Consider the following 25,727-nt stretch of genomic DNA (forward strand, 5'->3'; position numbering starts at 1 on the left):
CGGAAACGACAAGACAACGATCGGAATCCCGTGAGCATCGTCATCTACGCGCGTAGGCCATAAACGGCTACTCTCGTCCGCGTGAACGCTTCAGTTATTCCGGACGACATCCAGGGCGACCCCTACGCCTCCGCCGACGCCGCCGCCGCGCGCCTGCGCGAGCTGACGGGCGCCGAGACCCACGACGTCGCGCTCGTGATGGGCTCCGGCTGGGCGCCGGCCGTCGACGCGCTGGGCGAGCCCGAGGCCGACTTCGCCGTCACCGAGCTGCCCGGCTTCCCGCCGCCGGCGGTCGAGGGGCACGGCGGCCGCATCCGCTCCTTCAAGATCGGCGACAAGCGCGTCCTGGTCTTCCTGGGCCGCACCCACTACTACGAGGGCCGTGGCGTCGCCGCCGTCTCGCACGGCGTCCGCACCGCCGTGGCCGCCGGCTGCAAGACCATCGTGCTCACCAACGGCTGCGGTGGCCTCCGCGAGGGCATGCGCCCCGGTCAGCCGGTGCTGATCAGCGACCACCTCAACCTGACGGCGACGTCCCCGATCGTCGGCGCGAACTTCGTCGACCTCACGGACCTGTACTCGCCGCGTCTGCGCGCCCTCTGCAAGGAGATCGACCCCTCCCTCGAAGAGGGCGTCTACGCGCAGTTCCCCGGCCCGCACTACGAGACCCCCGCGGAGATCCGCATGGCCCGCACGATCGGTGCGGACCTGGTCGGCATGTCCACCGTCCTCGAGGCCATCGCGGCCCGCGAGGCGGGCGCGGAGGTCCTCGGCATCTCCCTCGTCACGAACCTCGCCGCGGGCATGACGGGCGAGCCCCTGAACCACGAGGAGGTCCTCCAGGCGGGCCGCGACAGCGCCACCCGCATGGGCGAGCTCCTCGGCAAGGTGCTGGGCCGCATCTGACGGGCGGGGGCGCCTGGCTGGGGCGGGTACCGCCTGCGCCGTCCCGCTGGGGTAGGAGCACCAAGCCCGCCGCTCCGCGGCGGATGCATCCCACCCACCCACCCGTTTGCCCCGCGACGTCCTGCGGGGGTAGGGGCGGGTGGGCCGGGGTGCTCCGCGCCGTTCTGCGGGGGTAGGGGCAGGTGGGTGGGGGTGGCCCTGCGCTTGCTGACGGCGGGTGGGCGAGGCTGCTCCGCGCCCTCCTGCGGGAGTTGCGGACGGATGGACCGGGATGCTCCGCGCCGTCCTGCGGAAGTTGCGGACGGCGGGTGGGCAGGGATGCTCCGCGCCGTCCTACCGGAGTTGCGGACGGCGGGTGGGCGGAGATGCTCTGCGCCGTCCTGCCGGAGTTGCGGACGACGGGTGGACGGGGCGGCTCCGCGCCGTCCTACCGGAGTTGCGGACGGCGGGTGGGCGGAGATGCTCCGCGCCGTCCTGCCGGAGTTGCGGACGCCGGGTGGACGGGGCGGCTCCGCGCCGTCCTACCGGAGTTGCGGACGGCGGGTGGGCAGGGATGCTCTGCGCCGTCCTGGGGAGTCGCGGACGGTAGGCGGGCGGGCGGGGCGTTTAATGCCGGCCCTCCGGTGGGACCAGAGGAGGCGGCGGACAGTGGTTCTGCCGTACTGACCAGGCCAGCGAGTCGCAGCGCCGGGGCACCACGGGCGACCGACCGGCCCGTAGTGCAGGAGGGCCGCCCCCACCGGACCGCAGGCGCAAGCGCGCCGGAGGGGGTGGGGGGGTATGTGCGAACGGAGCACCGAGCACACTGTGGCGTCTTTGGACTTGAGGCGCGACGCAGGGATAGCGAGTACGCACATACCCCCGCGCCCCCGCCCCCGAGCCGGACAATAGGCGCGACCCGCACGCGCCCAAGGCGCCCCACCCACAACCGACCCACCGCGCAAACCCCGCCCAAGGCCCCCGGCCCCCGCCAGACGACCCGTACACCAGCGACATGAGCGACATGAGCGACAGCAGCGACACGAGAGGCTGAAGAAATCGTGCAGGACACCTCTGAACTCATCGCGCGGGCCCAGGCCTGGCTGGCCGAGGACCCGGACCCCGAGACCCGCGAGGAGCTCGGCAAGCTCATCGACGCGGAGGACGTCGACGAGCTGACCGCACGCTTCGCCGGCACCCTCCAGTTCGGCACCGCAGGCCTCCGCGGCGAACTCGGCGCGGGCCCCATGCGGATGAACCGCTCCGTGGTGATCCGCGCCGCCGCCGGCCTCGCCGCGTACCTGAAGGCCAAGGGAGAGACCGACGGCCTCGTCGTCATCGGCTACGACGCCCGCCACAAGTCCGCCGACTTCGCCCGCGACACCGCCGCCGTGATGACGGGCGCGGGCCTCAGGGCCGCCGTCCTGCCCCGCCCCCTCCCCACCCCCGTCCTCGCCTTCGCCATAAGGCACCTGGGCGCGGTCGCGGGCGTCGAGGTCACCGCCAGCCACAACCCGCCGCGCGACAACGGCTACAAGGTGTACCTCGGCGACGGCTCCCAGATCGTGCCGCCCGCCGACGCGGAGATCGCGGCGCAGATCGACGCCGTCGCGAGCCTCCACGACGTCCCCCGCCCCGAGACCGGCTGGGAGACCCTCGACGAAGCCGTCCTGGAGGCCTACCTGGCCCGCACGGACGCCGTCCTGTCCCCGGAGTCCCCCCGCACCGCCCGCGTCGTCTACACGGCGATGCACGGCGTCGGCAAGGACACCCTCCTCGCCGCCTTCGCCCGCGCCGGTTTCCCGGCCCCCACCCTCGTCGCCGAGCAGGCCGAGCCGGACCCGGACTTCCCCACGGTCGCGTTCCCGAACCCGGAGGAGCCGGGCGCGATGGACCTGGCCTTCGCGACGGCGGCCCGCACCACCCCCGCCCCCGACCTGATCATCGCCAACGACCCGGACGCGGACCGCTGCGCCGCCGCCGTCAAGGACGGCCCGGGCGACGCGGACTGGCGGATGCTCCGGGGCGACGAGGTGGGCGCCCTCCTCGCCACCCACCTCGTCGACCGCGGAGCGCGGGGCACGTTCGCCGAGTCGATCGTCTCCTCCTCGCTGCTCGGCCGGATCGCCGAGAAGGCGGGACTCCCGTACGAGGAGACCCTGACGGGCTTCAAGTGGATCGCCCGCGTCGAGGGCCTGCGCTACGGCTACGAGGAGGCGCTCGGCTACTGCGTCGACCCCGAGGGCGTACGCGACAAGGACGGCATCACGGCGGCGCTCCTCCTCACTGAGCTGGCCTCCGAACTCAAGGAGCGGGGCCGCACGTTCCGCGACCTCCTCGACGACCTGGCCCTGGAGCACGGCCTGCACGCCACCGACCAGCTGTCGGTCCGTGTGGAGGACCTGTCGGTCATCGCGGACGCGATGCGCCGCCTGCGCGAGCAGCCGCCGACGGAGCTCGCGGGCCTGCCCGTGACGAAGGCCGAGGACCTGACGCGGGGCACGGAGACGCTGCCGCCCACGGACGGCCTGCGCTACACGCTGGACGGCGCCCGCGTCATCGTCCGCCCGAGCGGCACGGAGCCGAAGCTCAAGTGCTACCTGGAGGTGGTGGTCCCGGTGTCGTCCAGGGCGGACCTCCCGGCGGCCCGCACCCGGGCGACGGACACGCTCGCCGCGATCAAGCGCGACCTCTCGGCGGCAGCAGGAATCTGACGTACTTCAGGAGCCGCGGCGCACGCCACGAGGGACAGGTCCAGGACCACCCCTCCGAGTGATTCCGCTGACGCAACTGCCGCAGTGACCCGGTGCGCTGCCGGTCCCCCAGGAAGGGACGACCGGTAGCGCACTTTCACGTTCCGGGAGCCGCCGCAGTGCCGTACGGATTCTCCGAGCCCTCGACCGCCGCCCCGACCCGCGTCCCCGCGTCCAGGAGCCCGCACGACGGGGCGCCGCCGCCCCGTGGGCCGGTCGCGCACCTGGGCCGCGCCCTGCGCCGCGCCGCGCCCGCCCTCGCCGCGTACACGGCCGTACGCGCGCTCGGCCTGCTCGTGTTCACCCTGTGGGCGCACCGCGACGGCCGGGGCGTGCGGCATCTGCTCATGGAGTCCTGGGACTGCGACTGGTACCTGAGGATCGCGAGCGACGGCTACGCCCACGAGCTGGGCACCCGGATCGACGGCAACAACCTCGCCTTCTTCCCGCTGTACCCGTCGCTCATCAGGGCAGGCGACGCCCTGCTGCCCTGGCTGCCGAGGGGCGCGGCGGGCCTGTCGGTGTCGGTGGCCGCGTCGCTCGTCGCCGCGTGGGGGATCTTCGCGGTGGGCGACCGGTTGTACGGCCGCAGGGCCGGGACCGTCCTGGCGGTCCTGTGGGGCAGCCTGCCGGTGGCCCTGGTCCAGTGGATGGGCTATACGGAGTCCCTGTTCACGGCCCTCTGCGCCTGGTCGCTGTACGCGGTGCTCAGCGGGCGCTGGCTGTGGGCGGGCTCCCTGGCCGCCCTCGCGGGTCTCACCCGTCCCACGGGGGTGGCTCTCGCCGCGGCGGTGTCAGTGACGGCACTGCTCGCCCTGCGCCGCTCCTTCGCCGTCCGCCCGCTCCTGGGCGCCTTCCTCGCGCCCCTCGGCTGGCTGTCGTACGTCGGCTGGGTGGGCCTGCGCCTGGGCCGCTGGGACGGTTACTTCGCCGTACAGAAGCTGTGGCGCAACGAGTGGGACGGCGGTGTCGAGACGCTGCGGCGGATGCGGGACCTGTTCCTGGCCGAGCGTCCCGCGCTGTTCGTGGCGATGGTGACGGCGGTCCTGCTGGGCTCGGTCGTGCTCTTCGTCCTGTCGGCGGGCGACCGGCAGCCGCTGCCCCTGCTGGTCTTCAGCGGTCTGCTGCTCCTGATCGTGCTGGGCAGCAGCGGCGTCTACTTCCCGCGGGCCCGCTTCCTGCTGCCGGGCTTCCCGCTGCTGCTGCCGGTCGCCGTGGCACTGACACGCGCGAGGACCCACGTACTCGTGACCCTCCTGACCGCGGCGGGGCTCACGTCGGCGGTGTTCGGCGGCCACATGCTCCTTGGGTGGCACGGCCCTCCGTAGACACCGCGGACGCCGGGGATACCACCCGCGCGCGGGTCTCAGGCCACCGCGAACAGCACCGCGAGCAGCACCGCCCCGGCCAGGCACGGCGCGAGGATCTCGTACGCCCAGCGCACCACCGGCTCGCCCTGCGCGGACTCCGCGTCGGCCCGGTGCTCGGCGAGTTCGCGGAGGTCGTCCATGGCCTGGTCGCCCGGGCTGCGGGTGGACGGTGCGGTGGGGTCGAGGAAGGGGCGGCCGCCCATGGGGTCGCCGGCCGCGGCGGCCTGCGACTGCCTGCGCGCCGCCTTCTTGCGGCCGCGCAGCGAGACGGGGATGGCCCAGAGCTGGTACTTGGCGCCGGCGTTGCTGAGCACCTCGTTGGAGTAACCGGAGCGGAGCGTCGCGACGGAAGCCCACGGCAGCGTGACGGTCCTGAAGGGGTTGCGGACGCGGAGCCGGTCGTCGTTGGCGTACACGACGGGCCGCACGGTGAACGCGACGACCAGCGGCACCGCGAAGAGCAGTCCGGCGAGCGCGAGCCACGGGGTGCGGCCCTCGCCGCGGATCACCGCGTCGATGCCGAGCCAGGCGCCCAGGGCGAGCAGCAGGACGCCGCCGGCGATACCGGCGGGCGACCGGAAGGTGCGGTCCTTGTACGCGGGCTCCGCCACGGGCTCCTGGGGGCCGCTCACACCCTGACGCTTCTGAGGGTCGCTCATACCCTGATTCTGCCTGAAGCCCGGGGGTGGCCCCGGGGCACCACCCCCTGTACAGCAGCTACGCGCGTAGATATGCTCCCCTCGTGACCATGCCCACTGCATTCGCTGACGTGACCGCGTCCGACAGCACGCTCCGCCGCTTCCTCCACGGGCTGCCCGGCGTCGACGCGGTCGGCCTGGAGGCGCGCGCCGCCTCGCTCGGTACCCGTTCGATCAAGACCACGGCGAAGGCGTACGCCATCGACCTGGCCATCTCGATGATCGACCTGACGACGCTGGAGGGCGCCGACACCCCGGGCAAGGTCCGGGCGCTCGGCGCGAAGGCCGTCAACCCCGACCCCACGGACCGTGGCACGCCGCGCACCGCGGCCGTCTGCGTCTATCCGGACATGGTCGCCACCGCCAAGGAGGCCGTCGCGGGCAGCGGCGTGAAGGTCGCGTCCGTCGCGACCGCCTTCCCCGCGGGCCGCGCCGCCATCGAGGTGAAGCTCGGTGACGTGCGCGAGGCGGTCGCGGCCGGCGCCGACGAGATCGACATGGTCATCGACCGGGGAGCCTTCCTCTCCGGGGACTACATGACGGTGTTCGAGCAGATCCGCGCCGTGAAGGAGGCCTGCGGCACCGCCCGCCTGAAGGTCATCTTCGAGACCGGTGAGCTGTCGACGTACGACAACATCAAGCGCGCCAGCTGGATCGGCATGATCGCGGGCGCCGACTTCATCAAGACCTCGACCGGCAAGGTCGGCGTCAACGCCACCCCCTCGAACACCCTCCTGATGCTGGAGGCCGTCCGCGACTTCCGCGCGCAGACCGGGGTGCAGATCGGCGTGAAGCCCGCGGGCGGCATCCGCTCGACCAAGGACGCGGTGAAGTTCCTCGTCCTGGTGAACGAGACGGCGGGCCCCGACTGGCTGGACAACCACTGGTTCCGCTTCGGTGCCTCGTCGCTCCTCAACGACCTGCTGATGCAGCGCCAGAAGCTGGCCACCGGCCGCTACTCCGGCCCTGACTACGTGACGGTGGACTGACCCATGACCTCCACTCCTTTCGAGTACGCACCCGCGCCGGAGTCCCGCTCCGTCGTCGACATCGCCCCCTCGTACGGCCTGTTCATCGACGGCGAGTTCACCGAGGCCGCCGACGGCAAGGTCTTCAAGACGGTCTCGCCGTCCACCGAAGAGGTCCTCTCCGAGGTCGCGCAGGCCTCCTCCGAAGACGTCGACCGCGCGGTGCAGGCCGCCCGCAGGGCCTTCGAGAAGTGGTCCGCGCTGCCGGGCGCCGAGCGCGCCAAGTACCTGTTCCGCATCGCCCGGATCATCCAGGAGCGCAGCCGCGAGCTGGCCGTCCTGGAGACCCTCGACAACGGAAAGCCGATCAAGGAGACCCGCGACGCGGACCTCCCGCTGGTCGCCGCGCACTTCTTCTACTACGCGGGCTGGGCCGACAAGCTCGACCACGCCGGGTACGGGAAGAACCCCGCGCCGCTCGGCGTCGCCGGCCAGGTCATCCCCTGGAACTTCCCGCTCCTGATGCTGGCCTGGAAGATCGCCCCGGCGCTCGCGACCGGTAACACGGTCGTCCTGAAGCCCGCCGAGACCACGCCCCTGAGCGCCCTGTTCTTCGCGGACATCTGCCGCCAGGCGGGCCTCCCCAAGGGCGTCGTCAACATCCTCCCCGGGTACGGCGACGCGGGCGCTGCCCTGACCGCCCACCCGGACGTGAACAAGGTGGCCTTCACCGGCTCCACCGCCGTCGGCAAGGCCATCGCCCGCCAGGTCGCGGGCACCGACAAGAAGGTCACGCTCGAGCTGGGCGGCAAGGGTGCGAACATCGTCTTCGACGACGCCCCCATCGACCAGGCCGTCGAAGGCATCGTCACCGGCATCTTCTTCAACCAGGGCCAGGTCTGCTGCGCCGGTTCGCGCCTCCTCGTGCAGGAGTCGATCCAGGAGGAGCTGCTCGACTCGCTCAAGCGCCGCCTGTCGACGCTGCGCCTCGGCGACCCGCTCGACAAGAACACCGACATCGGCGCCATCAACTCCGCGGAGCAGCTGGCCCGCATCACCGCGCTCGCCGAGACCGGCGAGGCGGAGGGCGCCGAGCGCTGGTCGCCGGCGTGCGAGCTCCCCACGTCCGGCTACTGGTTCGCGCCGACGCTGTTCACGAACGTGACGCAGGCGCACACCGTCGCCCGCGACGAGATCTTCGGCCCGGTCCTGTCCGTGCTCAGCTTCCGCACGCCGGACGAGGCCGTCGCCAAGGCCAACAACACGCAGTACGGGCTCTCCGCCGGCATCTGGACGGAGAAGGGCTCCCGCATCCTCGCGGTCGCGAACAAGCTCCGGGCGGGCGTCGTCTGGGCCAACACGTTCAACAAGTTCGACCCGACCTCGCCCTTCGGCGGCTACAAGGAGTCGGGCTTCGGCCGCGAGGGCGGCCGCCACGGTCTGGAGGCGTACCTCGATGTCTGACAAGTCCGAGCAGCAGCGACTTGGCGTCTTCAAGACCTACAAGCTGTACGTGGGGGGCAAGTTCCCCCGCAGCGAGAGCGGCCGGGTGTACGAGGTGACCGACACGAAGAACACGTGGCTGGCCAACGCGCCGCTGGCGTCCCGCAAGGACGCGCGTGACGCCGTCGTGGCCGCCCGCAAGGCGCAGGGCGGCTGGGCCGGCGCGACCGCGTACAACCGCGGCCAGGTGCTCTACCGCGTCGCCGAGATGCTCGAGGGCCGCCGCGACCAGTTCGTACGGGAGGTGGCGGACGCGGAGGGCATCTCCAAGCCGAAGGCCGCCGCCCAGGTCGACGCGGCGATCGACCGCTGGGTCTGGTACGCGGGCTGGACCGACAAGATCGCCCAGGTCGTGGGCGGCGCCAACCCGGTCGCGGGCCCGTTCTTCAACCTGTCGACGCCGGAGCCGACCGGCGTGGTCGCGGTCCTCGCGCCCCAGGAGTCGTCGCTCCTCGGCCTGGTCTCGGTCGTCGCCCCGGTGATCGCGACGGGCAACACGGCCGTCGTCATCGCCGCCGAGAAGTCCCCGCTGCCCGCGCTCTCGCTGGGCGAGGTCCTCGCGACCTCGGACGTCCCCGGCGGCGTGGTCAACATCCTCACCGGAAAGACCGCCGAGATCGCGGCCCCGCTCGCCGCCCACCAGGACGTCAACGCGATCGACCTGACGGGCGCGGGCGCCGACCTCGCCCTCGATCTGGAGATCGCGGCGGCGGACAACCTGAAGCGCGTCCTGCGTCCACAGCCTGTGGACACGGACTGGGCCGCCGACCCCGGCACGCACCGCCTGACGGCCTTCCTGGAGACCAAGACGGTCTGGCACCCGACGGGTTCGCTGGGCGCGTCCGGCTCGGCCTACTAGCTCCCCAGCCACTCCGGTACCGCGGAGCCCCGGCCTCCTCCGTCCAGGGGGCCGGGGCTTCGTCGCGTTCAGGGTGCGAGGCCGAGTCTGACCGCGATGCCGTCGAGGACGCAGTCGAGCCCCGTCTCGAACTGCCAGGCCGCGTCGTCCTTGCGCCCCGCCGCCAGCGCGTACCGCCGATAGGCCGGGTACCTGCCGGTCTCCATCAGGTACTTCATCTGCGGCGCGAGCCCTTGCCGCGTCTCGTCGCCGCTGGTCCAGTCGTTCTCCCGCATGTACTGGCGCAGCGCCACCTCGGACTGGCTGACGCCGTGCACGTAGGCGCCGACGGTGCGGAAGGCGGCCATGGTCGTGTCGGCGTCGAGACCGTGCCGCTCCAGCGCCGCGAGCTGGCGTTCCGCCATCGCCATCCGGTTCGGCGTCAGCGCGAAGTGCGGGGTGGGGAGCTGGGCGAGCCAGGGATGGTCCAGCATCAGGAGCCGGCTGGCGACGGCGTACGCGCGCAGCACCTCGCGCCAGCCGGTCACCTCCGCGGGCACGGTGATCTCGGCCGTCACCCGGTCGACCATCAGCGCCCACAGGTCGTCCTTGCCGGAGACGTGGCGGTACGCGGCCATGGGCGCGACGCCCAGCTCGGTGGCGAGGCGGCGCATGGTGACGGCGGCGAAGCCCTCGGCGTCGGCGACCTGTACGGCGACCGCCGCGATCTTCTGCGGTGTCAGCGCGGCACGCTGTGTGGCCGCCGGGCGCTCCACGCGCTCCCAGAGCGAGACCTCGGGGCCGCTTCTCTTCTGTGTGGCCATGCGTACACCGTATCCCTAGTAGACGCCGTACACATCGGTGTGTACGTTGTACGCACAGAGTACGCCGTACACATTCCGGGGGAACCCCATGAACGCAAACACTCCCAACCCGGCCCCGCTCCGCGTCGCCGTCCTCGTCGGCAGCACCCGCGAGGGCCGCTTCGCCCCCGTCGTCACCCAGTGGATCAAGGGCCACCTCGACCAGCGCGCCGACATGAGCGCCGACGTCGTCGACCTGGCCGAGACCCCGCTGCCCACGGTCCTCCCCGCCTTCGGACAGCCGCCCGCAACCGCCATCACGGAAGCCCTCGCCCTGGTCAGCCCGCGTCTGGCGGCGGCCGACGCCTTCGTCTTCATCACGCCGGAGTACAACCACAGCTACCCGGCGTCCCTGAAGAACGCCATCGACTGGCACAACGAGGAGTGGCACGCCAAGCCGATCGGCTTCGTCTCCTACGGCGGCGTCTCCGGAGGCCTGCGCGCGGTCGAGCACCTCCGTGTCGTGATGGCCGAGCTGAACGCGACGACCATCCGCAACACCGTCAGCCTGCACAACGGATGGGGCCTGTTCGACGACGAACAGCGGATGACGGAACCCGCGAGCGACGCCGCCGTCAAGGTCATGCTCGACCAGCTCGCCTGGTGGGCGCTGGCACTCCGCGACGCCAAGGCCGAGCGCCCGTACGCCGCCTGACGTCACGTCACGTCACGTCATGTCACGTCACGTCACGTCACGTCACGTCACGAACACGGGGAAGCCATGACCCAGCCCACGAACCAGCGCACCGAACCCGCCGCGCCACCCGCGCAGGAACCGGCGGACGCCCCGGAGCTCCCGTCGCGCCTCGTCATCCTCGGGCTCCTGCTCGGCATCATCCTGGCGACGCTCGACGGCACCATCGTCGGCACCGCGCTCCCGACCATCGTCGGCGACCTGGGCGGCCTCGGTCACTTCTCCTGGGTGGTGACCGCGTATCTGCTCACCACCGCCGTCTCCACCCCGATCTGGGGCAAGGTCGGCGACCTGTACGGCCGCAAGGGCAGCTATCTGACCTCGATCGTGGTCTTCCTCGTCGGCTCCGTGCTCTGCGGACTCGCCCAGAACATGGACCAGTTGATCGCGTTCCGCGCCCTCCAGGGGCTCGGCGCGGGCGGTCTCTTCGTAGGGGCGCTCTCCCTCCTCGGGACACTGCTCCCGCCCGCCGAGGCCGGGCGCTCGCAGGCGATGATCGGCGTGCTGCTGCCGGTCGCGATGATCGGCGGCCCGCTGCTCGGCGGCTTCCTCACCGACCAGCTGGACTGGCGCTGGGTCTTCTACGTCAACGTGCCCGTCGGCGCCGCCGCGCTCCTGATCGTCGGCTGCCTCGTCAAGCTGCGCGGCGAGCGCAGCGCGGCCCGGATCGACTACGCGGGCACCGCCCTCCTGACGGCCGGCATCCTGGCGCTGACGCTGCTCGGCACGTGGGGCGGCTCGACGTACGACTGGATGTCCCCGCAGATCACCGGTCTCGCGCTGCTCGCGGCGGTCTCGCTCGCCGCGTTCGTGCGGGTCGAGCGGCGCGCCCCTGAACCGATCGTCCCGCCCCGCCTGTTCCGCGACCGCAACTTCACGCTCGCGCAGGCCCTCACCTTCCTCGTGGGCGCGGCGATGCTGGGCGCGGCGAGCTATCTGCCGCAGTACATGCAGTTCGTGCGCGGCATGTCGTCGACGGAGAGCGGTCTGCTGCTGCTTCCGCTGATGCTGGGCATGATGGGCGCGCAGCTGTACATCGGCCGGGCCGTCGCCGACGGCGGCGGGTACCGGGCGTATCCGATCGTGGGCGGCGCCGTCGCGACCGCGGGCGCCCTGGCGCTCCTGACGGTCGGCGTGGACACGGCCACGGCGGTGGCGTCCGCGCTGACGTTCGTCCTCGGTGCGGGTCTCGGCTGTCTGGCGCAGCCGTCGCTGCTGATCACCATGAACAGTGCGGAGCTCCGCGACATGGGCGCGGCCGGCGGCACCAACGCGCTCCTGCGCACCATCGGCGGTTCGCTGGGCGTCGCGGTGCTCGGCTCGGTCTACACCGGCCGGCTGACCGACACCGTCACGGACCGGCTCGGCCCGGACGGCGAGCGCCTCGCGGGCGGCCACGAGCTGACCCCCGCGGTACTGGACGGCCTCCCCGAGCCGGCGCGGGACGCCTTCCGGGCCGGGGTCACGAGCGGGCTGCACGGCGTGATGATCGGCACGGCCGCGCTCTGCGCGGTCACCTTCGCGGCCGCCTGGCTGATCCGCGAGGTGCCGCTGCGCTCCCGGGCCGACCCGGAAGGCACGCCCTAGCTCACTGGCGGGGCAGCAGCCCGCCCACCACCGGCAGCTCACCCAGGGACGCGCCGCTGGCCAGCGGGCCGGTGGCGAACGCGGTGCTGACCGGCTTGAAGTCGGCGACCTGCGTGCCGAGCGTGTTGCTGAGCGGGTCGACGCTGGTGTTGGCCAGCGGGTCCAGCTGGAGGTCCCTGATCGGGGCGAGCCCGCCCTTCGTCGAGTGCTCCAGCGCCGTCGTGAGGCCCTTCAGCGGACTGCCCGCGTCGATGTCACCGAGCGGCGCGGCACTGGCGACCCCCGTGCCGCCCACACCGAGGGCGGCTCCCGCGGCGGTGACGGTGAGGCCGACGCGCAGCAGTGCGCGCGAGCGGGCCCGGGGGGACTTGCTTACTGCGTGTCGTGCCATGGGTAGCGCCCACATCCGTAGGTGGTGAGTAATCAGGCGAGCACATAGAGTAGTTGAGCGGCGGCGCGCGCACCAAAGGCCGACTCGCCGGACGGGCTACGCAACCTCCCGTCCCGGTTGATAATGACTCCCGACCACGCTGACGAGCCGTGTCGGGAGATGCGGTCCACCCCAGGTGCAAAGGTTCACAGAATTGGGCTCCCATCCCCCGATACCGACCCGCGTCGTGCTGCTGACGGGCCCCTCCGGCTCGGGGAAGTCGTCGTTCGCCGCCCGCTCCGGGCTGCCCGTCCTGTGCCTGGACGACTTCTACAAGGAGGCGGACGACCCCACGCTGCCGCAGGTGCCGGGCAGCGCGGACATCGACTGGGACTCCCCGCTCTCCTGGGACGCCGACGTGGCGGTCGCCGCCATCGAGGAGCTGTGCCGGACGGGGCGCACGAGGGTTCCGGTGTACGACATCGCCACCAGCTCGCGCGTGGGCGAGGAGGCGCTGGACATCGAGCGCACGCCGCTCTTCATCGCTGAGGGCATCTTCGCCGCGGACATCGTGGAGCGGTGCCGGGAGCTCGGCGTGCTCGCCGACGCGATCTGTCTGCGGGGGCGGCCCTCGACGACCTTCCGGCGGAGGCTGCTGCGGGACCTGCGGGAGGGCCGCAAGTCCGTGCCGTTCCTGCTGCGGCGCGGCTGGCGGCTGATGCGGGACGAGCGCGCCATCGTGACCCGGCAGACCGCGCTGGGGGCGCACCCGTGCGGGAAGGACGAGGCGCTCGGCCGGGTCGCCGCCGCAGCGGCGGGCCGGTGCGTGAAGGCGCGGGCCGAGGCGTCGTAAGCGGGTCGTGATCGGTACGCGCCGGGAACCTGAAAAGCAGAAGGACCGGAAAGACCCCCCGGCCTTCCGGTCCTCTACTTGATTCCCCCGTGTTCCCCCGTACTTCCCCCGTGCTACCGCCGCGCCCCCCGGAACGACGGCCCCCGTGCTTCCCCCCTGGGGCCCGGATGCGGCTGACGCCGCGGGCCCCGATCCTCAGGCGACCAACTCGCCGAAGGACTCCTCCTGGTCACGGCCGAAGCTGAGGACCTCGTCCTCGCGCAGCCGGCGGAGCGACCGCCAGATGCTGGACTTCACCGTGCCCACGCTGATGTCGAGGATGTCCGCGATCTCGGGGTCCGTACGACCCTCGTAGTAGCGGAGCACGAGCATCGTCCGCTGCAGTTCGGGAAGGCGGGCCAGGGCCTGCCAGAGAACCGCGCGCAGCTCCGTGCCGCGCATCGCGTCCGTGTCGCCCACCGTCTCCGGCAGCTCCTCGGTCGGGTACTCGTTCAGCTTGCGGCGGCGCCACGCGCTGATGTGCAGATTGGTCATGGTGCGGCGGAGGTAGCCCCCGACCGCGGCCTTGTCGCTGATCCTGTCCCACGCCCGGTACGTCGAGAAGAGGGCGCTCTGGAGCAGGTCCTCGGCCTCGAAGCGGTCGCCGGTCAGGTGGTAGGCGGTTGCGTACAGGGAGGCGCGGCGTTCCTGTACGTAGGCGGTGAACTCCGCCTCCGACAGGGACTTCCGCTCCCCCGAACCCTCCCCGTACGCGGCTCCCCCGTGAGCCCCGTGTCCCCCCTGGCAGGTGTCAACCACCGTCATGTACGCGGTGTGCTGACGCCCGGTGCCGCGAGCGCACCCCCGCCCGCTCACGGCACCGGACTTCTCAGATCCCCGCCCGACATCGTGCAGACGCGTGACAACTGCGCTTGAGCTGGTGCTGTGCAGCGTATTCATCTCGCGCCCCCCGTCGGTGGAGTCCGGCTTCTTGCGTGTGACCAGAACTCTGCCGGACCCACTTCATGACGGTGTCCGCCGACTGTCACAGGCCTGTCACAGGGCCCGGGGACGTCTTCCACCTGTGAAGGTCACGTGTGAGTGGGGCCTTCTACCCGCTCATTGCGGGCGCGGGGAGGCTCCAGCAGTCGTACTGGGGCCGTGACATGGGACAGAATGACGTCTGTGCCTTCCCTGTTGCTGATCGAGGACGACGACGCCATCCGGACGGCCCTGGAGCTTTCGCTGACGCGCCAGGGGCACCGGGTGGCCACTGCTGCCACCGGCGAGGACGGCCTGAAACTGCTCGGTGAGCAGCGGCCGGACCTGATCGTGCTGGATGTGATGCTGCCGGGCATCGACGGTTTCGAGGTGTGCCGTCGCATCCGGCGCACCGACCAGCTGCCGATCATCCTGCTGACCGCGCGCAACGACGACATCGACGTGGTCGTGGGCCTGGAGTCCGGCGCCGACGACTATGTGGTCAAACCCGTGCAGGGGCGGGTCCTGGACGCGCGGATCCGCGCGGTGCTGCGGCGCGGCGAGCGGGAGGCCAACGACGCGGCGACGTTCGGTTCGCTCGTCATCGACCGGGCCGCGATGACCGTGACGAAGAACGGCGAGGACCTGCAGCTCACGCCGACCGAGCTGCGGCTGCTCCTGGAGCTGAGCCGCAGGCCCGGCCAGGCCCTGTCGCGGCAGCAGCTGCTGCGGCTGGTGTGGGAGCACGACTACCTCGGTGACTCGCGGCTCGTCGACGCGTGCGTGCAGCGGCTGCGCGCCAAGGTCGAGGACGTGCCGTCGTCGCCGACCCTCATCCGCACGGTGCGCGGCGTCGGTTACCGGCTGGACACTCCTCAGTGACCAAACCGCACGACAAGCTCCGCGGCTGGGCCGCGGCGCGCAAGGCGATACTGGCGGGGCTGCGCTTCACGAGCCTGCGGCTGCGGCTCGTGGTGGTGTTCGGGCTCGTGGCGCTCACCGCCGCCGTCACCGCGTCCGGCATCGCGTACTGGCTCAACCGCGAGGCCGTGCTCACGCGCGCGCAGGACGCGGCGCTCAAGGACTTCCGGCAGCAGATGCAGAACCGCGCGGGCGCGCTGCCCGCCGACGCGTCGCAGGACGAACTGCAGGCGGCGGCCGAGCAGATGGCCAACAGCGGCCAGCGTTACAGCGTGCTCCTGGTCGCCGAGAAGAAGGGCGGCGGCCAGATCGTCGGCTACTCCGACCTGGACGCGTTCACGCTCGCCAAGGTGCCGGGTTCGCTGCAGAAGGCCGTGAACAAGAAGCAGCCGCTCACCTCCGGCAACAAGAGCCCGTACCACCTGTACTGGCAGCGGACCGTGAACCACGGCACCCCGTACCTGGTGGGCGGCGCCACGGTGATCGGCGGCGGCCCGACCGGTTACATGCTCAAGTCGCTGGAGCCGGAGGCGAAGGACCTCAGTTCGCTGGGCTGGTCGCTCGCCATCGCGACGGGGCTCGCGCTGATCGGCTCCGCGCTGCTCGCGCAGGCCGCCGCGACGACCGTGCTGAAACCCGTGCACCGGCTCGGTGTCGCCGCGCGGCGGCTCGGCGAGGGCAAGCTGGACACGCGGCTGCGGGTGTCGGGCACCGACGAACTCGCCGATCTTTCCCGTACGTTCAACAAGACCGCGGAGAACCTGGAGAAGAAGGTCGCCGACATGAGCGCCCGCGAGGAGGCGTCCCGGCGCTTCGTCGCCGACATGTCGCACGAGCTGCGCACCCCGCTGACCGCGATCACCGCCGTGACGGAGGTCCTGGAGGAGGAGCTCGACGCGGAGACCGGTTCCGTGGACCCGATGATCGAGCCGGCCGTACGGCTCGTGGTGAGCGAGACCCGCCGCCTGAACGACCTGGTGGAGAACCTGATGGAGGTCACCCGCTTCGACGCGGGCACCGCGCGCCTCGTCCTGGACGACGTCGACATCGCCGACCAGATCACCGCGTGCATCGACGCGCGCGCCTGGCTGGACGCGGTCGAGCTCGACGCCGAGCGCGGCATCACCGTCCGGCTCGACCCGCGCCGCCTCGACGTGATCCTGGCGAACCTCATCGGCAACGCCCTCAAGCACGGCGGCTCCCCGGTGGAGGTGTCGGTCCGTCTGGAGGACGAGAAGCTGGTCATCTCCGTACGCGATCACGGCCCCGGCATCCCGGAGGACGTGCTGCCGCACGTCTTCGACCGGTTCTACAAGGCGAGCGCGTCCCGGCCGCGGTCCGAGGGCAGCGGCCTGGGCCTCTCCATCGCCCTGGAGAACGCGCACATTCACGGCGGCGAGATCACCGCCGCCAACGCTCCGGAGGGCGGCGCCGTCTTCACGCTGTGGCTGCCGCAGCACGACGACGCCGACGCCGAGGACGAGGACGCCGAGCGCGCCGAAGGGGACCAGGCATGAACGGGCGACGGATCCGCGCCGTGGCCGCCGCCGCGGGGCTCACCGCCGTGCTCGCCGGGTGCGGGATCAGGTCCACCGAGGTGCCGACCGACTACGGCGCGGCACCGTCGCGGGTGCCGTGCGTGATGTCGGGCTCCGGCATCGCCTCCCGGTCGGGCAGCGGTGTGCCGGTGGAGGTCTATCTGGTGTGCGCGGCCCAGCTGGTGAACGTCGACCGCAGTCTCCAGCTCCCCACCGACAAGGCGACCACCGACCGGGTCCGGATCGCCCAGGCGCTCCTCGACGAGCTGGCGACGTCCCCTTCGGAGCCGGAGAAGCAGGCGGGCTTCGCCACCGACGTGCGCGGCGGCACCACGGTCTCCGGGCCGCGCAAGGGCGACCCGGAGGACGCGCTGCGGCTGAGCTCTTCCCCGGAGGACCTGTCGGCGTTCGCGCTGGCCCAGATCGTGTGCACGCTGGCGGGCAACACGGTGTCGGGCGATCACGCGGTGGTCATGGGCGGCCCCGGGAGCAGCCCGCTGCGGAGCTACGAGTGCACCGCTGAGGTCCGGTCCCGGCCCGGCACGGTGGCGCCACCGATGAAAACCGTCGAGTAGCCGTCGGCGGGTACGCGGAACCGATCCTGCCGCCTCTGGCGTCTTGGGGGGCGTGCGTCAAGGCTCGGGCGGCCACGGTGCCGCCATCCGCTTCCGTGCGGCGGGGGGATTCCTCCTCGTCGCACATCTTCTGCTCGTCGGGTGGATCACGCTGCGTCCGCTGGACGTGCCCTGGGTGAGCGCCGCGAATCTGCGGCCACTCGCCGGGATCAAGGCGGATCTGGCGCTGGGCGGCCTCCAGGCGGCCCGGCGGATCGGTGAGAGCGTGCTGCTGCTCGCCCCGCTCGGCGTGCTGCTGCCGCTGGCCGGCGGCCGTCTCATGGTCTCGCCGTGGGGTTCGCTGGTCCGCACGGTCGCCGCCGGAGCACTGCTCTCGCTCGGCATCGAGCTGTTGCAGACCGGGGTCCCCGGGCAGGTCGTCGACATCGACTCGCTGCTCCTGAACACCCTCGGGGTGGCTGTCGCGCATCTGGCGGTGGTGCCCGCGGTCCGGGCCAGGATCCGTCGCGGCGACGACGGGAGGACCCGTGCGGCCCTTCCCCGGGAGGACGTGTCTCAGGGGTCGACCCCGACGATTCCCAGGGTCGGTATCGCACCGTAGAGCGATGCTTTGACCTACTTCGCGTACGTACTGTCGACGTATCGGGGCACACACAGAGAGAGGCCCCGTACCCACCGTTCGCGAAGGAGCCCGACATGACCGCCCTTGCCCGCCCCACCCACGGCCGGATGATCGGCGGAGTGTGCGCAGCCCTGGCCAAGCGCTTCGGCACCTCCGCGACGACGATGCGCGTGATCTTCGTGGTCTCGTGCCTGCTGCCCGGACCGCAGTTCGTGCTCTACATCGCCCTGTGGTTCCTGCTGCCGTCGGAGAGCAAGGCCCGTCAGGCCTGGTGAGCGACAACGCGATGGGGCGCCCCTCCGGAGAGGGGCGCCCCATCGGCGTATGCGCGGTGGCGGGTCAGCCGAGCGGCAGGCCGTTGAGGCCGGTGCCGCCCAGCGGCAGGCCGCCGAGCAGGCCAGCGACGGGGGAGGTCGGGCCGCCCGGCTTGGGACCGGCGGCCTTGCCGAGCGCGGGCTGGGTGGCGTTCAGGCCGCTGCCGAGGGCGTTCTGCCCGGCGGCCAGGGACTCGGTGGCGCCGGCGGCGGGCACGACCGAGGAGACGGGGCCGAGGGCGGCCGTGGGGTCGGCGGCGGGGGCGGCGTTCGCGGCACCGGCGCCCGCGGCGGCGAAGGCGGCGCCCAGAGCGGCGACACCGAGGGTCTTGGCGGCTGACTGCTGCTTCATCTTCAATGCGTCCTTGCGTCTTTGCTCAGGGATTTGAGCGGCGGATCGAGGAGGGGGGTTGCGCGGTTCAACGACCGTACGCAGCCCCGATCACGGCCCGAGCGCGAAGGAAAGCGGCCGGGAAGAAAATATCCCGGCCGCCGATCCGTCCCGCCGACGCGGACGAATTGCCTCAGCTCCCGACAGAAGCGCTGGTCGAGGCGGTCTGCCGGAACAGCCATTCGGACTTCAGCTCGGCATAGCCGGGCTTGATCACGTCGTTGATCATGGCGAGGCGTTCATCGAAAGGAATGAATGCTGATTTCATCGCATTGACTGTGAACCACTGCATGTCGTCGAGCGTGTAGCCGAACGTGCCGACCAGGTGCTCGAATTCGCGGCTCATGCTGGTGCCCGACATCAGGCGGTTGTCGGTGTTCACCGTCGCGCGGAAGTGCAGCTTGCGAAGCAGCCCGATGGGGTGCTCCGCGTAGGAAGACGCCGCCGCCGTCTGGAGGTTGGACGTCGGGCAGAGCTCCAGCGGGATCCGCTTGTCACGCACGTACGAGGCGAGGCGGCCGAGCTTCACGGTGCCGTCGTCGGCGACCTCGATGTCGTCGATGATGCGCACGCCGTGGCCGAGGCGGTCGGCACCGCACCACTGCAGGGCCTGCCAGATCGACGGCAGGCCGAAGGCCTCGCCCGCGTGGATCGTGAAGTGGTTGTTCTCGCGCTTGAGGAACTCGAAGGCGTCGAGGTGGCGGGTGGGAGGGAAGCCCGCCTCTGCGCCCGCGATGTCGAAGCCGACCACTCCGAAGTCGCGGTAGCGGTTGGCGAGTTCGGCGATCTCCAGGGCGCGGGCGGCGTGCCGCATGGCGGTGAGGAGCGCGCCCACGCGGATGCGGTGGCCGTTGGCCCTCGCGCGGCGCTCGCCCTCGCGGAAGCCTTCGTTGACCGCCTCGACGACCTCTTCGAGGGTGAGGCCGCTCTCCAGGTGCTGCTCGGGCGCGTACCTGATCTCGGCGTAGACGACGCCGTCCTCGGCGAGGTCCTCGGCGCACTCGGCGGCGACGCGCTTGAGGGCGTCCTTCGTCTGCATCACCGCGCAGGTGTGGGCGAAGGTCTCCAGGTAGCGCGGCAGGGAGCCGGAGTCGGCCGCCTCGCGGAACCAGATCCCGAGCTTGTCGGGGTCGGTCTCGGGCAGGCCCTCGTACCCGCAGTCGCGGGCGAGGTCGACGATCGTGCCGGGGCGCAGGCCGCCGTCGAGGTGGTCGTGGAGGAGCACCTTCGGGGCGCGGCGGATCTGCTCGGCGCTGGGCGTTTCACGGTCCGTGTGACCGGTCGTGTGTGTCTGGCTCGTCATTTCGGCACTCTAGCGCCTACGCGCGTAGAACTCACTGGTCGATACGTAACAGTGACCCTGCGGACGGGTGGCGTACACCATGGCTTCTGACACTGTTCTGTCATGGCACAGCAAGGGACCGCGGGGCCGGCGGGCGCGGCCAGGCTCGGGCGCGCGATCGGGACGGCGCCCTCGGCGGTGGGCGGCGCGGTGCTCCTGCTGCCCGGCGGCGCCGAGACCTCCACGCGCAGACCGTCACCGCTGGCGGGCGTCGGCCTGCGCGCGCTGCGCCGCAGACTGGCCCACGACGGGCGCGAGGCGGGCCTCGTCACGCACGTCGTGCGCTACCGCTGCCGGGGGTGGAACGGCGCGCAGGCGGAACTGGCCCGCGACACGGCCTGGGCGGCGGACGAGGTCGTACGTCGCTACGGGGACGTCCCCGTCTGTCTCGCCGGAGTGGACATGGGCGGCCGTGCGGCGCTGCGCGCGGGCGGGCACGAGGCCGTCAACTCCGTTCTCGCGCTGGCGCCCTGGCTGCCCGAGGACGACGTGGCCGCGCCGCCCGAGCCGGTGAAGCACCTCGCGGGGCGGCGGGTGCTCATCGTGCACGGCACGAACGACGAGCGGACCGACCCCGAGCTGTCGTTCCGGTTCGCGGAGCGGGCGAAGAAGGCGAACCGTGACGTGTGCCGGTTCGAGGTCCACTCCGACGGGCACCGCTTGCAGCAGCACCAGTCGGAAGTCCTGGCACTGGCCTCGGACTTCGTGCTGGGCACGCTGTTCGGGGCGGGGTTCGCCCGGCCGCTGGAGGACGCGTTGGCGGCGCCGCCGCCGCTGGGGCTGCGGATGCCGCTGGCCGCCGGCTTCGGGCAGTCCCTTCGGAGGTGACCCCGTGACGGGGCTCTGTCCGTCACCGGCTTCGCCGAGTTCGTCCTCAATCGCCGGACGGGCTCATACCCGCCACCAAGTTGCCCTTCCTGCTCAGCAGGAACTTCTTGAACGCCGCCACCGGTGGGGTGTCCGGGTGGCCGCCCAGCCAGGCCACGCCGATCTCACGCACCGCCCGCTGCCCGGTCACCGTCAGCTCCACGACTCCGGGGCGGGGCACGGCGGGCGGCGGCAGCAGGGCCACGCCGAGGCCCGCCGCGACCAGGCCGCGCAGCGTCTCCGCCTCCTCGCCCTCGAAGGCCACACGGGGCTTGAAGCCCGCCTCCCGGCAGAGGTCGTCCGTGATGCGGCGCAGGCCGTAGCCCGGCTCCAGGGTCACGAAGGCCTCCTCGGCGGCCTCGGCGAGGCGGACCCGCTTGCGGGTGGCCAGCCGGTGGTCGTCGGGCACGACCAGGCGCAGGCGCTGCTCGTCGAGGCGGCGGGCGACCAGGTCGGGGGCGTCGGGCACGGGTGAGGTGAGGCAGAGGTCGAGCTCGCCTGCGCGCAGCCGCTCGATCATCGCCTCGCCGTAGTTCTGGACGAGGCTGAAGCGCACGCGCGGGTGGTCGGCGCGGAAGGCGCGGATCAGTCCGGGCACCGTCTCGGAGCCCATCGTGTGCAGGAAGCCGAACGCGACCTTGCCGGACTCCGGGTCGGCGTCCGCGCGCACCGACTCGGCCGCGCGCTCCACCTCGCCGAGCGCCCGCTCGACGGAGGTGAGGAAGGTGCGGCCCGCCGGAGTGAGGGAGACCGTGCGGCCGCGGCGGGCGAACAGGTCCACGCCGAGGTCCCGTTCGAGCCGGACGAGGGCGCGCGACAGCGTCGACTGGGGGATCCGCATCTGCTGGGCGGCGCGCGTGACGTGCTCGGTCCTGGCGGCTCCCGCGAAGTACGCGAGGCGAGGAGCGAGCAGCGTCACGATGTCCTCCACGTCACTGTTCTGTGACACGCGCGGCTGTGACCTGTGCTGATGCTGCATGGGAACGATTATGGCGATTCCATGCATTGGACGCATCAAAAAACCGGCCGTACGTTCGTGGCATGCCTCCTGCCAGTAGCGGGGCGACCGCCACCCATGCGGCCGCCCTCACCCCGTCGTCCCCCGCCGCCGACTCACGTCTGACCCCGGGCGGACCCGGCTACCGCAGGATGAGCTTCGCGCTCTTCCTCGCGGGCGTCGCCACCTTCGCCCTCCTCTACTCCACGCAGGCCCTCCTGCCGCTCGTCTCCGCGGACTTCGGCGTGAGCGCGAGCACGGCCAGCTGGACGGTGTCGGCGGCCACGGGCGCACTGGCTCTTCTCGTCCTTCCGCTGAGCGCGCTCAGCGAGCGCTACGGGCGGCGCGCGGTGATGACGGCCTCGCTGACCGTCGCCGTCGCCGTCGGACTCCTGGTCCCCTTCGCCCCGTCGGTCGAGGTGCTGATCGCGCTGCGTGCCGTGCAGGGCGCGGCCCTCGCCGGGCTTCCCGCGTCCGCGATGGCGTTCCTCGCCGAGGAGGTGCGGCCGAAGGCGCTGGTCGCCGCGATCGGCATGTTCGTGGCGGGCAACTCCATCGGCGGCATGAGCGGGCGCATCGTCACCGGCTGGGTCGCGCAGGCCTGGGGCTGGCGGGCGGCGCTGGCCGTCGTGGGTGCCGTCGCGGTGCTGTGCGCGGTCGCCTTCCGCGTGCTGCTGCCCGCGCCCCGGCACTTCACGCCGGGGCCGCTCAGCCCCAAGTCCCTCGTGCGCACGGTGCGTACGCACCTGTCGAACCCGCTGCTGTGCAGGCTGTACGTGATCGGGGCGCTGTTCATGACCGTCTTCGGCGCGGTCTACACGGTGATCGGATACCGGCTCACCGAGGCGCCGTTCTCACTGCCGCAGGGTGTCATCGGCTCGATCTTCCTGGTCTACCTCGTCGGTACGGTCTCCTCGGCGGCCGCCGGGAAGCTGGTGGCCCGGCTCGGGCGGCGCGGGGCGCTGTATCTGGCGGTGAGCACGACGGCGGGCGGACTGCTCGTCTCCCTCTCCTCCTCGCTGGTGCTCGTCCTGCTGGGGCTCGTACTCATCACCGCCGGTTTCTTCGCGGGCCACGCGGTCGCGTCCTCCTCCGTGAGCCGTACGGCCACGACCGGGCGGGCGCAGGCGTCGGCGCTCTACCAGTCCGCGTACTACCTGGGTTCCAGCGCGGGCGGCACGCTCGGCGCGGTCGCCTTCCACGCGGGTGGCTGGGCCGGGACGGTGGGGCTCGGCGTGCTGGCCGTGCTCGGCGTCGTGTCGGTGACGGTGTGGGGCTCGCATGTCGCGCGTACGGAGCGGCGGCGCGGCCTTGTCGCGCGCTCCTGCTGATTCGACCTGCGGGTTTTCCTACTCCGGGGGCCGTTGTCAGTGGGCTGCGGTAGCTTCCGATGTGTGGGGCCTCACATCGGGTCCCGCTCGGAAGCCAGGGGTGGGTGGGGATGAGCGACAGCGCAGGGACGACGACCGAGCTGGACGTCACGCTGGAGAAGCACCGGGTCGAACTGACCGGGTACTGCTACCGGATGCTGGGCTCGGCCTTCGAGGCCGAGGACGCCGTGCAGGACACGATGGTGCGGGCCTGGCGCAGCTTCGACAAGTTCGAGGGCCGCTCCAGCATCCGCTCCTGGCTGTACCGCATCGCGACGAACGTCTGCCTGGACATGCTGAACGCGGGCAACCGCCGCGCCCGCCCCATGGACCTGACCGCCGCCGCCCCGCTGGCCCAGGCCGCGCTCAACCCGCGCCCGGACAACACCTGGCTGGAGCCGATGCCGGACGCCCGCGTGCTGCCGTCCCTGCACGACCCCGCCGAGGCCGCGGTCGCGAAGGAGTCCGTGCGCCTCGCGTTCGTAGCCGCCCTGCAAAGCCTGCCGCCCAAGCAACGCGCCGTGCTGATCCTGCGCGAGGTCCTCGCCTGGAAGGCCAACGAGGTCGCCGAGCTGATCGACACCTCCGTCGCCTCGGTGAACAGCGCGCTGCAGCGGGCCCGCGCCACCCTCGCCGAGCGGCCGGCGGACGACACGGCCGTCTCCGACCCGCTCGACGAGGAGCAGCAGAAGCTCCTCGACCGCTATGTGACGGCCTTCGAGGGGTACGACATGGCGGCGCTCACCGCACTGCTCGCCGAGGACGCCGTCATGACGATGCCGCCGTTCGACCTGTGGCTGCGCGGTACGGCGGACATCACGGGCTTCATGTCCACGATGGGCGCCGCGTGCGCCAACGGCCGTCTGCTGCCGGTGAACGTGAACGGCACGCCGGGCTTCGCGCAGTACAAGCCCGACCCCGACAACGGTGGCTTCATGCCCTGGTCGATCCAGGTCGTCGAGATCTCAGAGGGCCGTATCGCCGGCTTCCACTGCTTCCTGGACACCCAGCGGTGGTTCCCGCTGTTCGGAGTTCCCCTCCATCTCGACGACTAGCCCACAGAGTTCGACGAGCCCGACGAGCCCGATCAGCGCCAGCAGCCCCGGGGTCGGATTCCTGAGCCGGATCCGGCTCCCGGCCCTGCGGGCGGCGAGGTGCAGGCGGGCGATCGCGTCGACGGTGGTGAGGTCGGCGGTGGTGACGGCACCGACATCACAGACGACATCGCCCGCCCCACCGCCACCGGGCCCGTGCCGGGCGGCGGCCACCCGCTCGCACAGGCCCGGGATGTCACCCGGCCGCACGGGGCCCTCGATACGGATGAGGTTCTCTTCGGGAGCAGTCACGCAGGGTTGACCGCGGGGGCGGGCGGAACTCATCGGTGGGGGCGGCGGCGTCTTCGGTGGGCCTGCGCCTTCGATGGTCACCGGGGCCGCCCGGCTTTTAGCGGAGTGTGGCGCCTCCGGACCGCCAGTAAAGGGCGCTCCGCTGCGCTACGCGTCGGCTCCGCCGATTCCGCTTCGCTCCACCCTTGACTGCCGCTCCTCCACCGCACGCAAACCTTGACCCGGACGGCCAGGGGTGGGGGCTGCGGGATCGCGGGGCGGGACCATCCCCTTTCATCGCCGGGTGCGGACCGGCTCAACGTGAGCGGACGCCACGGTCGGGGCTCGGCCAGCCGCCCGGCTTCGCCGCTCGGGTCATCCCCTTTCGCTGCCGGGTGCGGACCGGTCCATCGTGGGTCGACGCCACGCTTGGGGCTGGCCCGGCTTCGCCGCTCGGGTCATCAGCTTTCGGTGCCGGGTGCGGTCCGGCCCATCGTGAGTGCCCGTCACGGTCGAGGCGCCGCCACCGGCTTCTCCGCTCGGGTCATCGGCTCTCGCTGCCGGGTGCGGAGCGGTCCAACGTGAGTGCCCGTCACGGTCGGCGCTCGGTCTCCCCCGTTGCCACCCTGGTCGGGGACCTACTTTGGGAAAGTTGCGAACCGGGTCGGCGCGCGCCCCCCTCTCACACCTCGCGCGCCTGTCGCTCGTACCCATCCGGGCCGCGAATGGGGCATAACGGGCCCGCACGCCGGGGGCGTATTGGCTGTGCAGGGGGGCGCGCGGCACACGCATTCGCAACTTTCCCAAAGTAGGTGCCGCCGAGCGGCGAAGCCGGGGCCGCTGGCCGAGCCCAGACGGTAACGGGCACCCGCGATGGGCCGGACCGCACCCGGCAGCGCAAGGGGATGACCCGAGCGGCGAGGCCGGGCGGGTGGCCGCGCCCAAACCGCAACGGGCACCCACGATGGGCCGGTCCGCACCCGGCAGCGCGAGGGGATGACCCGAGCGGCGAGGCCGGGCGGGTGGCCGCGCCCAAACCGCAACGGGCACCCACGATGGGCCGGTCCGCACCCGGCAGCGCGAGCGGGTGGCCCGAGCGGGGAGTCCGTTCGTATGCCTGACC

At 72.0% G+C, this 25,727-nt stretch carries 25 protein-coding genes; 17 read left to right on the forward strand and 8 right to left on the reverse strand.

From position 1 onward, the window contains the following. Nucleotides 1-81 precede the first annotated feature (81 nt). The 3 genes from ACI2L3_RS15730 (at nt 82) to ACI2L3_RS15740 (ending at nt 4,966) form a co-directional block, all read left to right on the forward strand. Nucleotides 82-906, forward strand: a complete 825-nt coding sequence (locus ACI2L3_RS15730) for a purine-nucleoside phosphorylase (RefSeq protein ID WP_404752938.1) — start codon at nt 82-84, stop codon at nt 904-906. A gap of 1,040 nt (nt 907-1,946) precedes the next feature. Beyond that, entirely contained in the window at nt 1,947-3,599 is a 1,653-nt protein-coding gene (locus ACI2L3_RS15735; protein WP_404752939.1) for a phospho-sugar mutase, read from the forward strand. Nucleotides 3,600-3,757: 158 nt separating this feature from the next. Then, nucleotides 3,758-4,966, forward strand: a complete 1,209-nt coding sequence (locus tag ACI2L3_RS15740) for a hypothetical protein (protein WP_404752940.1) — start codon at nt 3,758-3,760, stop codon at nt 4,964-4,966. 38 nt (nt 4,967-5,004) lie between these two features. On the opposite strand, the gene ACI2L3_RS15745 is transcribed toward ACI2L3_RS15740, so the two are convergent. Beyond that, entirely contained in the window at nt 5,005-5,667 is a 663-nt protein-coding gene (locus ACI2L3_RS15745; RefSeq protein ID WP_404752941.1) for a PH domain-containing protein, read from the reverse strand. 89 nt (nt 5,668-5,756) lie between these two features. On the opposite strand from ACI2L3_RS15745, the gene deoC reads away from it, so the two are divergent. Genes deoC through ACI2L3_RS15760 form a run of 3 tightly spaced genes read left to right on the forward strand, consistent with a single transcriptional unit; the run spans nt 5,757 to nt 9,036 of the window. Further along, nucleotides 5,757-6,695: a deoxyribose-phosphate aldolase gene (gene deoC / locus ACI2L3_RS15750; RefSeq protein WP_404752942.1), complete on the forward strand. Its 939-nt coding sequence runs from the start codon at nt 5,757-5,759 to the stop codon at nt 6,693-6,695. 3 nt (nt 6,696-6,698) lie between these two features. Then, nucleotides 6,699-8,138 carry an aldehyde dehydrogenase family protein gene (locus ACI2L3_RS15755; protein ID WP_404752943.1) on the forward strand — a complete coding sequence of 480 codons (1,440 nt, stop codon included), beginning with the start codon at nt 6,699-6,701 and terminating at the stop codon, nt 8,136-8,138. Beyond that, nucleotides 8,131-9,036: an aldehyde dehydrogenase family protein gene (locus ACI2L3_RS15760; RefSeq protein ID WP_404752944.1), complete on the forward strand. Its 906-nt coding sequence runs from the start codon at nt 8,131-8,133 to the stop codon at nt 9,034-9,036. Before ACI2L3_RS15755 ends, ACI2L3_RS15760 begins: the two co-directional genes overlap by 8 nt. A 68-nt stretch (nt 9,037-9,104) precedes the next feature. Here ACI2L3_RS15760 and ACI2L3_RS15765 read toward each other — a convergent pair whose 3' ends face one another. Beyond that, a complete protein-coding gene (locus tag ACI2L3_RS15765; RefSeq protein ID WP_404752945.1) occupies nt 9,105-9,839 on the reverse strand; it encodes a TetR/AcrR family transcriptional regulator in 735 nt (244 codons plus the stop codon). Between the two features lie 88 nt (nt 9,840-9,927). Between ACI2L3_RS15765 and ACI2L3_RS15770 the strand changes: the two genes are divergently transcribed. Next, nucleotides 9,928-10,533 carry an NADPH-dependent FMN reductase gene (locus ACI2L3_RS15770; RefSeq protein WP_404752946.1) on the forward strand — a complete coding sequence of 202 codons (606 nt, stop codon included), beginning with the start codon at nt 9,928-9,930 and terminating at the stop codon, nt 10,531-10,533. A gap of 66 nt (nt 10,534-10,599) precedes the next feature. Continuing rightward, a complete protein-coding gene (locus tag ACI2L3_RS15775) occupies nt 10,600-12,159 on the forward strand; it encodes an MDR family MFS transporter (RefSeq protein ID WP_404752947.1) in 1,560 nt (519 codons plus the stop codon). 1 nt (nt 12,160) lies between these two features. Here ACI2L3_RS15775 and ACI2L3_RS15780 read toward each other — a convergent pair whose 3' ends face one another. Beyond that, nucleotides 12,161-12,550 (reverse strand): hypothetical protein, encoded by a 390-nt coding sequence (locus tag ACI2L3_RS15780; RefSeq protein WP_404752948.1) that lies wholly within the window; start codon nt 12,548-12,550, stop codon nt 12,161-12,163. A gap of 193 nt (nt 12,551-12,743) precedes the next feature. On the opposite strand from ACI2L3_RS15780, the gene ACI2L3_RS15785 reads away from it, so the two are divergent. After that, nucleotides 12,744-13,382 carry a uridine kinase gene (locus tag ACI2L3_RS15785; RefSeq protein ID WP_404752949.1) on the forward strand — a complete coding sequence of 213 codons (639 nt, stop codon included), beginning with the start codon at nt 12,744-12,746 and terminating at the stop codon, nt 13,380-13,382. Nucleotides 13,383-13,577: 195 nt separating this feature from the next. Here the strand turns inward: ACI2L3_RS15785 and ACI2L3_RS15790 are convergent, their stop codons facing one another. After that, a complete protein-coding gene (locus ACI2L3_RS15790; protein WP_404752950.1) occupies nt 13,578-14,321 on the reverse strand; it encodes a SigE family RNA polymerase sigma factor in 744 nt (247 codons plus the stop codon). Between the two features lie 225 nt (nt 14,322-14,546). Here ACI2L3_RS15790 and afsQ1 point away from each other — a divergent pair, with 225 nt between their 5' ends. The 5 genes from afsQ1 (at nt 14,547) to ACI2L3_RS15815 (ending at nt 18,273) form a co-directional block, all read left to right on the forward strand. Next, complete coding sequence (gene afsQ1 / locus ACI2L3_RS15795) at nt 14,547-15,224, forward strand: two-component system response regulator AfsQ1 (protein ID WP_033264947.1); 678 nt, start codon at nt 14,547-14,549, stop codon at nt 15,222-15,224. Continuing rightward, nucleotides 15,122-16,780: an ATP-binding protein gene (locus ACI2L3_RS15800; RefSeq protein WP_404752951.1), complete on the forward strand. Its 1,659-nt coding sequence runs from the start codon at nt 15,122-15,124 to the stop codon at nt 16,778-16,780. The genes afsQ1 and ACI2L3_RS15800 overlap by 103 nt, the downstream gene beginning before the upstream one ends. After that, nucleotides 16,777-17,376, forward strand: coding sequence for a hypothetical protein (locus tag ACI2L3_RS15805; RefSeq protein WP_404752952.1), 600 nt, complete (start codon nt 16,777-16,779; stop codon nt 17,374-17,376). Before ACI2L3_RS15800 ends, ACI2L3_RS15805 begins: the two co-directional genes overlap by 4 nt. 52 nt (nt 17,377-17,428) lie before the next feature. After that, nucleotides 17,429-17,977 carry a VanZ family protein gene (locus tag ACI2L3_RS15810; RefSeq protein ID WP_404752953.1) on the forward strand — a complete coding sequence of 183 codons (549 nt, stop codon included), beginning with the start codon at nt 17,429-17,431 and terminating at the stop codon, nt 17,975-17,977. A 95-nt stretch (nt 17,978-18,072) separates the two neighbouring features. Then, complete coding sequence (locus ACI2L3_RS15815) at nt 18,073-18,273, forward strand: PspC domain-containing protein (RefSeq protein ID WP_404752954.1); 201 nt, start codon at nt 18,073-18,075, stop codon at nt 18,271-18,273. Between the two features lie 64 nt (nt 18,274-18,337). Here the strand turns inward: ACI2L3_RS15815 and ACI2L3_RS15820 are convergent, their stop codons facing one another. Together ACI2L3_RS15820 and ACI2L3_RS15825 are read right to left on the reverse strand one after the other, a co-directional pair. Further along, the gene (locus ACI2L3_RS15820; protein ID WP_404752955.1) at nt 18,338-18,664 is read right to left on the reverse strand and encodes an ATP-binding protein; all 327 of its coding nucleotides are present in this window, start codon (nt 18,662-18,664) and stop codon (nt 18,338-18,340) included. Between the two features lie 172 nt (nt 18,665-18,836). Beyond that, the gene (locus tag ACI2L3_RS15825) at nt 18,837-20,006 is read right to left on the reverse strand and encodes an adenosine deaminase (protein ID WP_404752956.1); all 1,170 of its coding nucleotides are present in this window, start codon (nt 20,004-20,006) and stop codon (nt 18,837-18,839) included. Between the two features lie 102 nt (nt 20,007-20,108). Between ACI2L3_RS15825 and ACI2L3_RS15830 the strand changes: the two genes are divergently transcribed. Further along, complete coding sequence (locus ACI2L3_RS15830) at nt 20,109-20,873, forward strand: alpha/beta hydrolase (RefSeq protein ID WP_404752957.1); 765 nt, start codon at nt 20,109-20,111, stop codon at nt 20,871-20,873. A 46-nt stretch (nt 20,874-20,919) separates the two neighbouring features. Here the strand turns inward: ACI2L3_RS15830 and ACI2L3_RS15835 are convergent, their stop codons facing one another. Further along, entirely contained in the window at nt 20,920-21,891 is a 972-nt protein-coding gene (locus tag ACI2L3_RS15835) for a LysR family transcriptional regulator (protein WP_404752958.1), read from the reverse strand. Nucleotides 21,892-21,953: 62 nt separating this feature from the next. Here ACI2L3_RS15835 and ACI2L3_RS15840 point away from each other — a divergent pair, with 62 nt between their 5' ends. Both ACI2L3_RS15840 and ACI2L3_RS15845 read left to right on the forward strand, forming a co-directional pair. Then, nucleotides 21,954-23,240: an MFS transporter gene (locus tag ACI2L3_RS15840; RefSeq protein WP_404752959.1), complete on the forward strand. Its 1,287-nt coding sequence runs from the start codon at nt 21,954-21,956 to the stop codon at nt 23,238-23,240. 110 nt (nt 23,241-23,350) lie between these two features. Next, the gene (locus tag ACI2L3_RS15845; protein WP_404752960.1) at nt 23,351-24,334 is read left to right on the forward strand and encodes a sigma-70 family RNA polymerase sigma factor; all 984 of its coding nucleotides are present in this window, start codon (nt 23,351-23,353) and stop codon (nt 24,332-24,334) included. On the opposite strand, the gene ACI2L3_RS15850 is transcribed toward ACI2L3_RS15845, so the two are convergent. Beyond that, a complete protein-coding gene (locus tag ACI2L3_RS15850; RefSeq protein ID WP_404752961.1) occupies nt 24,245-24,625 on the reverse strand; it encodes an STAS domain-containing protein in 381 nt (126 codons plus the stop codon). The genes ACI2L3_RS15845 and ACI2L3_RS15850 overlap by 90 nt on opposite strands. Between the last annotated feature and the right edge of the window lie 1,102 nt (nt 24,626-25,727).

It is taken from the genome of Streptomyces sp. NPDC029674, from assembly GCF_044903205.1.
Taxonomy (GTDB): Bacteria; Actinomycetota; Actinomycetes; order Streptomycetales; family Streptomycetaceae; genus Streptomyces.